The organism is Duganella qianjiadongensis (assembly GCF_009857915.1).
Taxonomy (GTDB): Bacteria; Pseudomonadota; Gammaproteobacteria; order Burkholderiales; family Burkholderiaceae_D; genus Rugamonas; species Rugamonas qianjiadongensis.
On the sequence record NZ_WWCM01000012.1, the window covers coordinates 26,237 to 38,962 of the forward strand.

Here is a 12,726-nt window from a genome sequence, read left to right on the forward strand (position 1 = left end):
AGTTTTGTTTCAGGTTTCGGCATTTATTGCTAATGAAACCTGCGATTTTCAAATTATTCGCGGATTAATTGCGTGGTCAATGGCCCTAGGCCACGGAAGGCTGTTCCGGCGTGGTGCGCCGCAATACGCTAGAATGACCCTCCCGGCTAATGTCACTAGTCGTCTCCAGTCGAAACGCAATATGAACGCCCCTGCACAAATTCAAGCTTTGCTGGCGGAAACGCCTCACGGTCCGGAGGCCACGCGCCTGCGCGAAATTCCTTACAACTACACGTCGTTTTCCGATCGCGAGATTGTGATCCGGCTGCTGGGCGAGGAGTCGTGGAGCTTGCTCGATGCATTGCGCGGTGCGCGCCAGACGGGCCGCTCGGCCCGCATGCTGTACGAAGTGCTCGGTGATATCTGGGCCGTGCGGCGCAATCCCTATCTGCAGGACGACTTGCTGGACAATCCCAAGCGCCGTCAGGAATTGATCGCAGCGCTGCATCACCGGCTGGCCGAAGTGGACAAGCGCCGCCACAGTGTGGACGAAAACGGTGCGGCAGATGACGCCGAACAGCGTCAGCGCAGCGCGAACGTGGCCCAGCTGCTGCGTGCCGCCGGCAAGGCCGTGGCCGACTTTGGCGAAGAATTCAGGCAGACCTATGATCTGCGCAAGCGTACTTACAAAGTGCTGGGCCGCTACACGGACAAGCACAATATCTGCTTCGACGGCATGAAGCGGATTTCCCACGTCACCGACGCCACCGACTGGCGGGTGGAATACCCGTTCGTGGTGCTGACGCCGGACAGCGAAGAAGAAATGGCCGGTCTGGTCAAAGGCTGTATCGAACTGGGGCTGACCATCATCCCGCGCGGCGGCGGCACCGGCTACACGGGCGGCGCCATTCCGCTCACGCCCATGTCGGCCGTGATCAACACGGAAAAGCTGCTCAACATGGGCGCCGTGGAAATGAAGGTGCTGCCCGGCCTGAGCCGCGAGTACGCCACCATCTACACGGGCGCAGGCGTGATCACCAACAAGGTATCGGAAGCGGCCGAGAAAGCCGGTTTCGTGTTCGCGGTCGATCCGACCTCGGCCCACGCCTCCTGCATAGGCGGCAATATCGCCATGAATGCGGGCGGCAAGAAGGCCGTGCTGTGGGGCACGGCGCTGGACAATCTGGCTTCGTGGCGCATGGTCGATCCGAATGGCGACTGGCTCGAAGTCACCCGTCTCGATCACAATCTGTCCAAGATCCACGATACGCCGCTGGCCCGCTTCAAGCTGGAGTGGACCCGCCCGAGCGCGCGGGGTGAAGCCAAGGGTGAACCGTTCAAGACGGAACTGCTGGAAATCGAAGGCCGCAAATTCCGCAAAGAAGGTCTGGGCAAGGACGTTACCGACAAATTCCTCGCCGGTCTGCCCGGCATCCAGAAAGAGGGCTGCGATGGCCTGATCACGTCGGCGCGCTGGATATTGCACAAAATGCCCAAGCACACGCGCACGGTCTGCCTCGAATTCTTCGGTCAGGCGCGCGATGCGATTCCATCGATTGTGGAAATCAAGGATTATCTGGACAGCCTGCCCGCCAAGGGCGAGCAGTTCGCCACGCTGCGTCTGGCCGGTCTGGAACACCTCGACGAGCGCTATCTGCGCGCCGTCGGCTATGCCACCAAGTCCAAGCGCGGCGTGTTGCCGAAAATGGCGCTGTTCGGCGACATTGTCGGCGACGATGAAAACGCGGTCGCGCTGGCCGCTTCCGAAGTGATCCGTCTGGCCAACACCCGCGTGGGGGAAGGCTTTGTGGCGGTCAGCCCGGAAGCGCGCAAGAAATTCTGGCTGGACCGTGCCCGCACGGCGGCCATTGCCAAGCACACCAATGCGTTCAAGATCAACGAAGACGTGGTGATACCGCTCAACCGCATGGGCGAGTACACCGACGGCATCGAGCGCATCAATATCGAACTGTCGATCCGCAACAAGCTGCAACTGGCCGAAGAACTGCAGCAGTTCTTCGCTGCCGGCAATCTGCCTATCGGCAAGAGCGACGACGCCGACGACGGCGTGGGCGACGAAGAAATGCTGGGCGACCGCGTGCAGCAAGCCGCGGCGCTGCTGGCGCAGGTGCAGGCGCGCTGGGCCTATCTGCTAGCCGAACTCGACCAGCCGCTGCAGACGGCGCTGCCGCAACTGGAAGCGCTGGGTCTGGAACGTCTGGTGCCGACGCTGCTCGAACGTCTGGCCGCGCAGCCGCAAGCCCGTCTGTTCGATGTGGTGCAGGACCGTACCGTGCGCATTTCGTGGAAACAGGAAATCCGCGCCAGTCTGCGTTCTATCTTCAACGGTGCCGCCTACAAGCTGATTCTCGACGAAGCTACGGCCATCCACAAGCGCGTGCTGCGCGGCCGCGTGTTCGTGGCGCTGCACATGCACGCCGGCGACGGCAATGTGCACACCAACTTGCCGGTCAACTCGGACCACTATGAAATGCTGCAGCTGGCGCATCAGGCGGTGGCACGCATCATGACGCTGGCCCGCTCGCTCAACGGCGTGATCTCGGGCGAGCACGGCATCGGCATCACCAAGCTGGAATTCCTGACCGAAGAAGAAATCGGCCCGTTCCGCGACTACAAGCAGAAGGTCGATCCGGAAGGCCGCTTCAACAAGGGCAAGCTGCTCAATCTGGCCGGTATGGAAGCCGACCTGCGCAATGCCTACACGCCCTCGTTCGGCCTGATGGGCCACGAATCGCTGATCATGCAGCAAAGCGATATCGGCAACATCGCCAACAGCGTCAAGGACTGCCTGCGCTGCGGCAAGTGCAAACCCGTGTGCTCGACCCACGTGCCGCGCGCCAATCTGCTGTACTCGCCGCGTGACAAGATACTGGCCACCTCGTCGCTGATCGAAGCTTTCCTGTACGAAGAGCAGACCCGGCGCGGCATCTCCATCAAGCACTGGGAAGAATTCGAAGACGTGGCCGATCACTGCACCGTCTGCCATAAGTGCGTCACGCCATGTCCGGTGAATATCGATTTCGGCGATGTGTCGATGAATATGCGCAATCTGCTGCGCAAGATGGACAAGAAGAGCTTCAATCCGGGCAAATCGGCGGCCATGTTCTTCCTCAACGCCACCGATCCGGCCACCATCAACGCCACCCGTGCCGCCATGGTGGGCATAGGTTACAAGGCCCAGCGCCTTGGCAATGATCTGCTGAAGAAGTTCGCCCGCACCCAGACCAAGGCGCCGCCGCCGACCGTGGGCAAGCCGAAAGTGCGCGAGCAGGTGATCCACTTCATCAACAAGAAAATGCCGGGCGGTCTGCCGAAGAAAACGGCGCGTGCGCTGCTCGATATCGAAGACGACAAGGTCATTCCGATTATCCGTAATCCGCAGAAAACCAATGCGGACACGGAAGCCGTGTTCTACTTCCCCGGCTGCGGTTCCGAACGGCTGTTCTCGCAAGTGGGTCTGGCTACCCAGGCCATGCTGTGGGAAGTGGGCGTGCAGACCGTGCTGCCGCCGGGCTATCTGTGCTGCGGCTATCCGCAACGGGGCGCAGGCGAGTACGACAAGGCCGAGAAGATGATGACGGATAACCGCGTGCTGTTCCACCGCATGGCCAACACGCTCAACTATCTTGACATCAAGACCGTGCTGGTGTCGTGCGGTACCTGCTATGATCAGCTGGCTACCTACGAGTTCGACAAGATCTTCCCCGGCTGCCGCATCATGGATATCCACGAATATCTGATGGAGAAGCAGGTCAAGCTGGAAGGCGTGACGGGCACCCGTTACATGTACCACGAGCCTTGCCACACGCCGATGAAGCTGCAGGAAGCCACCAAGACGGTGAATGCCCTGATCCAGACGCATGACAACGTCAAGATCGAGAAGAACGACCGCTGCTGCGGCGATTCCGGCACCCTGATGATCGCCCGTCCCGACATCTCCACCCAGGTACGCTTCCGCAAGGAGCAGGAAGTGGTGAGCGGCGCCAACAAGCTGCGCGCCGACGGTTTCGACGGTGACGTGAAGATACTGACCAGCTGCCCGGCCTGTCTGGGCGGGGTGTCGCGCTACAGCGAAGATGCCGGCACCACGGCCGACTACATCGTGGTGGAAATCGCCAAGCACCTGCTGGGCGAGAACTGGCTGCCCGAATACGTGCAGCGCGCCAATGCCGGCGGCATCGAGCGGGTGCTGGTGTAATGGCCTGCGATCTGTGCAAGCTGCTGGAGGCGCCGGCCGAAGGCGTGATCATCTGGGGCGACGCGCTGCTGGTGGTGATCCATGTCGACGAGGCCGAGTATCCGGGCTACACCCGCGTGGTGTGGCGCGAGCATGTGCGCGAGATGAGCGACCTCACGGCGGCCCAGCGGCAGCATGTGATGGCCGTGGTCTGGGCGGTGGAAGAGGCGCAGCGCGCCGTGCTGGCGCCGCACAAGATCAATCTGGCCAGCTTTGGTAACATGACGCCCCATGTGCACTGGCACGTGATCCCGCGCTATACCGATGACGCCCATTTCCCTCAGCCGACCTGGGCGCCGGTGCAGCGTGCTGGCGATCCGGCTGTGCTGGCGGCCCGCCGCGCGCTGCTGCCAGCGCTGCACGAGGCCATGATAGAACGTCTGCAGGGGATAGCATGAGCAAACAGCCAACGGGCCTGACGGTCCACAACCAGTCGCGCCGTCTGGAAGTCGAATTCGACGACGGCGCCAATTTTTCCATTCCCTTCGAGCTGCTGCGCGTATATTCGCCCTCGGCCGAGGTCAAGGGCCACGGCCCGGGACAGGAAACCCTGCAAGTCGGCAAGCGCGAAGTGGGCATCGCCGGTATCGAGCCGGTGGGCAATTACGCCATCCAGCCCACGTTCAGCGATGGCCATAACACAGGACTGTACACCTGGGACTATCTGTATCGCCTAGGTCAAGAGCAGGACAGCCTGTGGGCCGACTACATGGCGCGCCTGCACGCGGCCGGTTTCGCCGGCGATAGCGGGCGTGAAACGGGCACCGTGCTGCCCGGCACGGGCGCCAAAGCGTCGCACGGCTGCGGCCACAAGCACTAGGCGCCATGCCAGCCCTGCCGCGGTGGCAGACCGGCGCTCGGTTCTGCTCCCGCTCAGGGGCTAGCGCCCTGTTCCGTCTTGTATAATGCCGCCAAACTAACAGGCCTGCCTACCATGACCAATACCACACACTTCGGTTACAAAACTGTCGCGGAAGACGAAAAAGTCCGCGAAGTTGCCAAGGTTTTCCATTCTGTCGCCGCCAAATACGACATCATGAACGACGTCATGTCGGCTGGCCTGCACCGTCTGTGGAAGACCTTCACCATCGCTCACGCGGGCGTGCGTCCCGGCTTCAAATGCCTCGATATCGCCGGCGGCACGGGCGATCTGGCCAAAGTCTTCGCCAAGCAGGCTGGTCCGACCGGTGAAGTCTGGCTGACCGACATTAACGAATCCATGCTGCGGGTAGGGCGCGATCGCCTCTTGAATCGCGGCCTGCTGACCCCCACCTTGCTATGTGATGCAGAAAAACTGCCCTTCCCGGACAATTATTTCGACCGCGTCAGCGTGGCTTTCGGCCTGCGCAACATGACTCACAAGGATGTGGCGCTGAAGGAAATGCGGCGCGTGCTGAAACCGGGCGGCAAGCTGCTGGTGCTGGAGTTTTCCAAAGTGGCCGAGCCGCTGCAGAAACCGTACGATATTTATTCGTTCAAGGTGCTGCCGTGGATGGGCCAGAAGATTGCCGGTGACGCCGAGAGCTATCGCTATCTGGCGGAATCGATCCGCATGCATCCGGATCAGGAAACCCTGAAAACCATGATGCAGGAGGCAGGGCTGGAGCGGGTCCAGTATTACAACCTGACGGCAGGTGTGGCCGCTTTGCACACCGGTATCAAACTGTAATTTTTAAGGAAGTCCATGAAACTGAAGCAAGTCCTGATCGGCGCCGTACTGGCCGTTGCTGCCATGTCGCTGCTGGCCGAGGCCACGGCGCGTCCTATGGGCGGTGGCCGCTCCATCGGCCGTCAGTCGCAGAACGTCAGCCGCATGCCACCAGCCGCTGCCCCTCAGCAGGCGCCACGTCAGGCCGCTCCGGCCCCTGCCCCAGCGCCTGCGCCGGCCATGCCGCCTAAACCGGCCAGCCCATGGAAAGGTATCCTTGGCGGCGCGCTGCTCGGTCTCGGTATCGGCGCGCTGTTCTCGCATTTCGGCTTCGGTAGTGCCCTGAGCGGCATACTGGGTTCCATCATCATGCTGGCCCTGCTGGCTGGCGTGGTCGTGCTGCTGTTCCGTCTGTTCGGCCGCAAGTCGGCGCCAGCTATGGCCCCGGTCGGCGTACCGGCTGGCTACAGCGGCAACAACGGCTATGCCGATAACAACAACGGCTATGCCGTCCAGCCTGCACCGGCCAGCACCACGCCGGAAATCGGTGCGCGTCTGGCCGAGGCTCCTGCGGCAGCGCATACCCCTTGGGGCGTGCCGGCGGATTTCGACGCGGCCAGCTTCCTGCGCGTGGCCAAAGGTAATTTCATCCGCCTGCAAGCGGCATGGGATAAGGGCGATGTGGCCGATATCCGCGAATTCACCACGCCGGAAGTGTTTGCCGAGCTGAAGCTGCAAATCACCGAGCGCGGCGCCCAGAAGGATTACACCGACGTGGTCAGCATCGACGCGGAACTGCTGGGCATAGAAACCAGCAACGGCGAGTACCTGTCCAGCGTCAAGTTCAGCGGCACCATCAAACCGGCGCCGGACGCGCTGGCCGAGCCGTTCAATGAAGTGTGGAATCTGGTCAAACCGGTGGCGGGTAACGGCGGCTGGCTGCTGGCCGGTATCCAGCAGCTGGAGCAGCACGCTTAATCGCCGTACTCAGCGGCAAACTGGTAAGATCAAGACCGCCCGTATTCCGGGCGGTTTTTTATTGGCAGTTTTTGTTTACACGGTATCCGTATGATTGCACCGAATCTGGGCTTGTTATTGCACCGACTGACTGCGGCAGCGCCTGCCTGCGCCGCCATCAACCACCTGCTGGCACAGGAGCCATGGGCGCGTGCATCGCTGCAGCGCCATGGCGGCAAAGTGGCAGCCATCGACAGCGGCGCCGTGGTGCTGCGCCTGCAGGTGACGCCGGACGGCTATCTGCAGCCTGCTGCCGACGGCGAGGAGGCACGCGTGACCATCAGCCTGAAACTGGCCGATGTGCCGCTGATGCTGCAGAACCGCGAGCGGGCGTTCTCCTACGTGCAGATTGCCGGTGATGCGGAATTTGCCAACACCATTTCCTCGCTCAGCAATTCGCTGCGCTGGGAAGCCGAGCACGATCTGGAAAAAGTGGTGGGGCCGGTGGCGGCGGTGCGCCTGGTGCAGGGCGCTAAAGCTGCGCTGGAAACCGTCAAAACGGGGCAGCGCAAGCTGGCCGAGAATGTGGCCGAATTTCTGCTGGACGAAAAACCTGTGCTGATCCGTCCTCATGTGGTGGAAGACTTTTCCGCCGAGGTGGTGCGCTTGCGCGATGATGTAGAACGGGCCGCCAAACGGCTGGCTAAACTGGAACAGAAACTGGGATCGCGCTGATGCTGAAATTTTTACGCCTACTGAAAATCCTGCGCGTTGCGATTCAGTATGGTCTGGATGAAATCGCGATTTCGGGGCTGAAGAAGCCGCGCGTCGCCAAGCTGATCGATACGGTGTTTTTCTGGCGTGACCTGTCGGCGCCCCGTGGCGTGCGCCTGCGCATGGCGCTGGAAGAACTGGGCCCTATCTTCGTCAAATTCGGTCAGGTGCTGTCGACCCGGCGCGACCTGATCCCCGCCGATCTGGTGGAAGAGCTGTCGCGCCTGCAGGACCGCGTGCCGCCCTTCGATACGGAACTGGCCATTGCCCAGATCCGCAAATCGCTGGGTGCCCATCCGGACGAGCTGTTTGCCACGTTTGAACGCACGCCCGTCGCTTCTGCCTCGATCGCGCAGGTGCACTTCGCGACGCTGAAAGATGGCAAGCAGGTAGCCGTCAAAGTGCTGCGTCCCGGCATGAAGAAAACCATCGATGAGGATGTGGCGCTGATGCAGACGGCTGCCGAGCTGGTGGAACGGCTGTGGGCCGACAGCAAACGCCTCAAGCCGAAAGAGGTGGTGGCCGAGTTCGACAAATACCTGCACGACGAACTGGACCTGATGCGCGAGGCGGCCAATGCCAGCCAGCTGCGCCGCAACTTTGCCAACTCCGAGCTGCTGCTGGTGCCCGAGATGTTCTGGGACTATTGTTCGAGCAGCGTGATCGTGATGGAGCGCATGCACGGCATTCCCGTGTCGCAGATCGACCGCCTGATCGAAGCGGGCGTGGATCTGAAAAAGCTCTCCAGCGATGGCGTGGAAATCTTCTTCACGCAGGTGTTCCGCGATGGCTTCTTCCACGCCGATATGCACCCGGGGAATATTCTGGTGTCTGTCGATCCGGCCAGCTTTGGCCGCTATATCGCGCTCGATTTCGGCATCGTCGGCACGCTCAACGACTTCGACAAGGATTACCTGTCGCAGAACTTCCTCGCCTTCTTCCGGCGCGACTACAAGCGCGTGGCCGAAGCCCACATCGAATCGGGCTGGGCGCCGAAAGACACCCGCGTGGACGAGCTGGAATCGGCCGTGCGGGCCTGCTGCGAACCGATCTTCGACCGTCCGCTGAAAGACATCTCCTTCGGCCAGATTCTGCTGCGCCTGTTCCAGACTTCGCGCCGCTTCAATGTGGAAGTGCAGCCGCAGCTGGTGCTGCTGCAGAAGACCCTGCTCAATATCGAAGGGCTGGGCCGCCAGCTTGACCCCGATCTCGACCTGTGGAAGACCGCCAAGCCTTATCTGGAAAACTGGATGGCCGAGCAGGTGGGCCTGAAAGGCATGTGGCAGCGCATGAAGGCCGAAGCGCCGCATTACGCCCACGTGATTCCGCAGCTGCCGCGCCTGCTGCACAAGGCGCTGGCCCGGCAGGCCGAAGCGGCGCCCGACAATAGCGAATTGCTCAAAGTGCTGATCGGCGAACAGCGGCGCACCAACCGCCTGCTGTCGCTGGTGATCTATTTCGCGCTGGCCTTTGGCGGCGGCGTGCTGGCCGTGCAGCTGTATTTGCGCTGGCACTATCTGGGCTGATCTGGCCATGGCCGATTTCCTGCAACGCGACCCGCGCTCGCCGGCCTTCTGGGACGAGCGCTTCGAGCGCGCATATACGCCGTGGGACCGTGGCGCAGCACCGCAGGCCCTGCGCGAGTTTGTCGCCGCCAGCGCGCCGCGCCCTAGTCTGATACCGGGCTGCGGCGCGGCCCACGAACTGGTGCTGCTGGCCGATGCGGGCTGGGATGCCTGCGCCATCGATTTTGCGCCGGCCGCCGTGCAGAAAGGGCGGGCCGTGGCGGGCCGCCATGCGGCGCGCGTGGTGGAGGCGGATTTCTTTGCATGGCAGCCGCAAGGGGAAGCGCTGCAACTGATCTACGAGCGGGCCTTTCTGTGTGCCCTGCCACCGGCCATGCGGCCACAGGTGGCGGCACGCTGGGCCGCGCTGCTGCCGCCCGGAGGTTTGCTGGTCGGCTATTTCTTCTTTGATCATGCTGCCAAAGGCCCGCCCTTCGGGATCGCCCGCAGCGAGCTGGAAGATTTGCTTGGCGGCAATTTCGACTGTCTCGAAGACCAGCCCGTCAGCGATTCGATCGCCGTTTTCGAGGGCAAAGAGCGCTGGATGATCTGGCAGCGCCGGGCCTGGGCACAGGAAACCGGCAGGTAGCGGCTAAAAAGCTTTATAATTCAGGGTTTTGATGATTTTTGCGGAGTAATAGATGCCAATCTACGCTTACCGCTGCGAGGCATGTGGTTTTGCCAAGGATGTCTTGCAGAAGATTTCCGACCCGCAGCTGACAGTGTGCCTGTCCTGCGGCAAAGAGACGTTTAAGAAACAAGTGACGGCTGCCGGTTTCCAGTTGAAGGGTACGGGCTGGTATCAGACCGACTTCCGTGGCGGCACGCCACCGGCCACCGGCATGTCCACCGGTCCGATGGAAGGCCAGAAGCCAGCCGCCAAGACTGACGCTGCCGAGCCAGCCGCTGCTCCCGCTGCTGCTCCGGCGGCCGGCGCCAGCACCAGCGCCTGAGCAGGCGCGCAGTCTGACCCAACCTCCGACGAGATTAACTGATGCGTAAATACTTCATTACCGGCCTGCTGATACTGGTGCCTCTGGCAATTACCGCCTGGGTGCTGAATCTGGTGATCAGCACCATGGACCAGTCGCTGCTGTTCGTACCGGCACGCTGGCAGCCACGCACCCTGATCGGCTTCGACATTCCCGGTCTGGGCACGGTGCTGACGGTAGTGATCGTGTTCCTCACGGGCTTGCTGACCAATAATCTGGTCGGCAACTACGTGGTGCGCGTGTGGGAAAAATTGCTGACCCGCATCCCTGTGGTGAGCTCGCTGTATTCGAGCGTCAAGCAGGTCTCCGATACCCTGTTCTCGTCGTCGGGCAATGCTTTCCGCAAGGCCGTGCTGATTCCGTATCCGCACCCGCAATCGTGGACCATCGCCTTCCTCACCGGCACGCCGGGCGGCGATGTGAAAAACCATCTGGTGGGCGATTACGTCAGCGTGTATATCCCTACCACGCCTAATCCGACCTCGGGCTTCTTCCTGATGATGGCGCGCAAGGATGTAGTGGAGCTCGATATGTCGGTCGACGCGGCGCTCAAGTACATCGTGTCGATGGGGGTGGTAGCGCCGGAAGAGGCGCCGAAAGCCCCCGATGCAGTCAGCAAATAAGCCAGAACCAGCAGAAAACCGGCAGTACAAAAAAATAAACAAATACTAGATTAACTGAGTAACTTAACCTGAACCGAGAAATAAACATGTCCTCAATGCGTACTCACTACTGCGGCCTCACTACCGAAGCGCTGCTTGGCCAAACTGTCAGCCTGTGCGGCTGGGTACACCGTCGCCGTGACCACGGTGGCGTGATCTTCATCGACCTGCGCGACCGCGAAGGTCTGGTGCAGGTGGTGTGCAATCCGGAACAGGCCGAAGTATTCAAGGTTGCCGAAGCCGTGCGTAGCGAGTTCTGCCTGCGCGTCACCGGCGTGGTCAAAGACCGTCTGGCCGGCACCGTCAATAACAACCTGAAGTCGGGCAAGATCGAAGTGATCTGCTCGCAACTGGAAGTGCTGAACGCCTCCGTGCCAGTGCCGTTCCAGCTGGACGACGACAATCTGTCGGAAACCACCCGTCTGACCCACCGCGTGCTGGACCTGCGCCGTCCGCAGATGCAGAACAATCTGCGCCTGCGCTACAAAGTGTCGATGGAAGTGCGCAAGTATCTGGATGAACTGGGCTTCATCGATATCGAAACCCCGATGCTGACCAAGTCGACGCCAGAAGGCGCGCGCGACTATCTGGTGCCATCGCGTGTGAACGCCGGTAACTTCTTCGCGCTGCCGCAGTCGCCACAGCTGTTCAAACAGCTGCTGATGGTGGCTAACTTCGACCGCTACTACCAGATCACCAAGTGCTTCCGCGACGAAGACCTGCGCGCTGACCGTCAGCCGGAATTCACCCAGATCGACTGCGAAACCTCGTTCCTGACCGAACAGGAAATCCGCGATCTGTTCGAAGATATGATCCGTAAAGTGTTCAAGAACACCATGGACGTCGAGCTGCCTAACCCCTTCCCGGTGATGGACTACGCCGAAGCCATGGGCAGCTACGGTTCGGACAAGCCTGACATGCGCGTGAAACTGAAGTTCACCGATCTGACCGAGGTGATGAAAGACGTCGACTTCAAAGTCTTCTCCGGTGCTGCCAACATGCCTAACGGCCGTGTGGTCGGTCTGCGCGTACCGAAGGGCGGCGACATGCCACGTTCGGAAATCGATGCCTACACCCAGTTCGTCGCCATTTACGGCGCCAAGGGTCTGGCCTACATCAAGGTCAACGAGAAAGCCAAAGGCCGTGACGGTCTGCAATCGCCTATCGTGAAAAACCTGCACGACGCCGCTCTGGCCAAGGTGCTGGAACTGACCGGCGCAGAAGACGGCGACCTGATCTTCTTCGGTGCGGATAAAGCCAAAGTCGTCAACGATGCCATCGGCGCGCTGCGCGTGAAGATCGGCCACTCGGACTTCGGCAAGAAAGCCGGCCTGTTCGACGACGTCTGGTCGCCGCTGTGGGTGATCGACTTCCCGATGTTCGAATACGACGAAGAATCGGATCGCTGGACCGCGACCCACCACCCGTTCACGGCACCGAAAGACGGCCACGAAGACATGCTGGAAACCAATCCGGGCGCCTGCATCGCCAAGGCCTACGATATGGTGCTGAACGGCTGGGAACTGGGCGGCGGTTCTATCCGTATCCACCGCGAAGAAGTGCAGTCGAAAGTGTTCCGCGCACTGAAGATCGACGCTGACGAAGCCCGCCTGAAATTCGGCTTCCTGCTCGACGCCCTGCAGTACGGCGCGCCGCCGCACGGTGGTCTGGCCTTCGGTCTGGACCGTATCGTCACGCTGATGACCAAGTCCGATTCCATCCGTGACGTGATCGCCTTCCCGAAAACCCAGCGTGCCCAGTGTCTGCTGACCCAGGCGCCGTCGGAAGTGGACGAGAAGCAGCTGCGCGAACTGCACATCCGTCTGCGCGCCACCGAGCCGAAAGTCGCTGGCTAAGTCTGTCGTCTCAGGAAAAGGCGCTGCGGCGCCTT

At 61.3% G+C, this 12,726-nt stretch carries 11 protein-coding genes; all 11 read left to right on the top strand.

The window, feature by feature from the left end; translation table 11 throughout:
* Positions 1-181 precede the first annotated feature (181 nt).
* The 11 genes from GTP27_RS16540 (at position 182) to aspS (ending at position 12,691) form a co-directional block, all read left to right on the top strand.
* The gene (locus tag GTP27_RS16540) at positions 182-4,198 is read left to right on the top strand and encodes a DUF3683 domain-containing protein (protein WP_161040274.1); all 4,017 of its coding nucleotides are present in this window, start codon (positions 182-184) and stop codon (positions 4,196-4,198) included.
* Positions 4,198-4,635, top strand: coding sequence for an HIT family protein (locus GTP27_RS16545; protein ID WP_161040275.1), 438 nt, complete (start codon positions 4,198-4,200; stop codon positions 4,633-4,635). Before GTP27_RS16540 ends, GTP27_RS16545 begins: the two co-directional genes overlap by 1 nt.
* Complete coding sequence (locus GTP27_RS16550) at positions 4,632-5,057, top strand: gamma-butyrobetaine hydroxylase family protein (protein ID WP_161040276.1); 426 nt, start codon at positions 4,632-4,634, stop codon at positions 5,055-5,057. Before GTP27_RS16545 ends, GTP27_RS16550 begins: the two co-directional genes overlap by 4 nt.
* A 114-nt stretch (positions 5,058-5,171) precedes the next feature.
* On the top strand, positions 5,172-5,906 hold the full coding sequence (gene ubiE / locus GTP27_RS16555) for a bifunctional demethylmenaquinone methyltransferase/2-methoxy-6-polyprenyl-1,4-benzoquinol methylase UbiE (RefSeq protein WP_161040277.1): 735 nt from the start codon (positions 5,172-5,174) through the stop codon (positions 5,904-5,906).
* 15 nt (positions 5,907-5,921) lie between these two features.
* On the top strand, positions 5,922-6,863 hold the full coding sequence (locus GTP27_RS16560; RefSeq protein WP_161040278.1) for a Tim44 domain-containing protein: 942 nt from the start codon (positions 5,922-5,924) through the stop codon (positions 6,861-6,863).
* 90 nt (positions 6,864-6,953) lie between these two features.
* Positions 6,954-7,577, top strand: coding sequence for a ubiquinone biosynthesis accessory factor UbiJ (locus GTP27_RS16565; protein ID WP_161040279.1), 624 nt, complete (start codon positions 6,954-6,956; stop codon positions 7,575-7,577).
* Positions 7,574-9,142 (top strand): ubiquinone biosynthesis regulatory protein kinase UbiB, encoded by a 1,569-nt coding sequence (gene ubiB, locus GTP27_RS16570; protein ID WP_161040368.1) that lies wholly within the window; start codon positions 7,574-7,576, stop codon positions 9,140-9,142. The genes GTP27_RS16565 and ubiB overlap by 4 nt, the downstream gene beginning before the upstream one ends.
* Positions 9,143-9,149: 7 nt before the next feature.
* Positions 9,150-9,770 carry a methyltransferase domain-containing protein gene (locus GTP27_RS16575; RefSeq protein ID WP_161040280.1) on the top strand — a complete coding sequence of 207 codons (621 nt, stop codon included), beginning with the start codon at positions 9,150-9,152 and terminating at the stop codon, positions 9,768-9,770.
* Positions 9,771-9,822: 52 nt separating this feature from the next.
* Positions 9,823-10,134, top strand: coding sequence for an FmdB family zinc ribbon protein (locus GTP27_RS16580; protein ID WP_161040281.1), 312 nt, complete (start codon positions 9,823-9,825; stop codon positions 10,132-10,134).
* A gap of 41 nt (positions 10,135-10,175) precedes the next feature.
* Positions 10,176-10,796, top strand: a complete 621-nt coding sequence (locus GTP27_RS16585; RefSeq protein ID WP_161040282.1) for a DUF502 domain-containing protein — start codon at positions 10,176-10,178, stop codon at positions 10,794-10,796.
* A gap of 95 nt (positions 10,797-10,891) precedes the next feature.
* Entirely contained in the window at positions 10,892-12,691 is a 1,800-nt protein-coding gene (gene aspS / locus GTP27_RS16590) for an aspartate--tRNA ligase (protein ID WP_202416874.1), read from the top strand.
* The last annotated feature ends 35 nt before the right edge of the window (positions 12,692-12,726 follow it).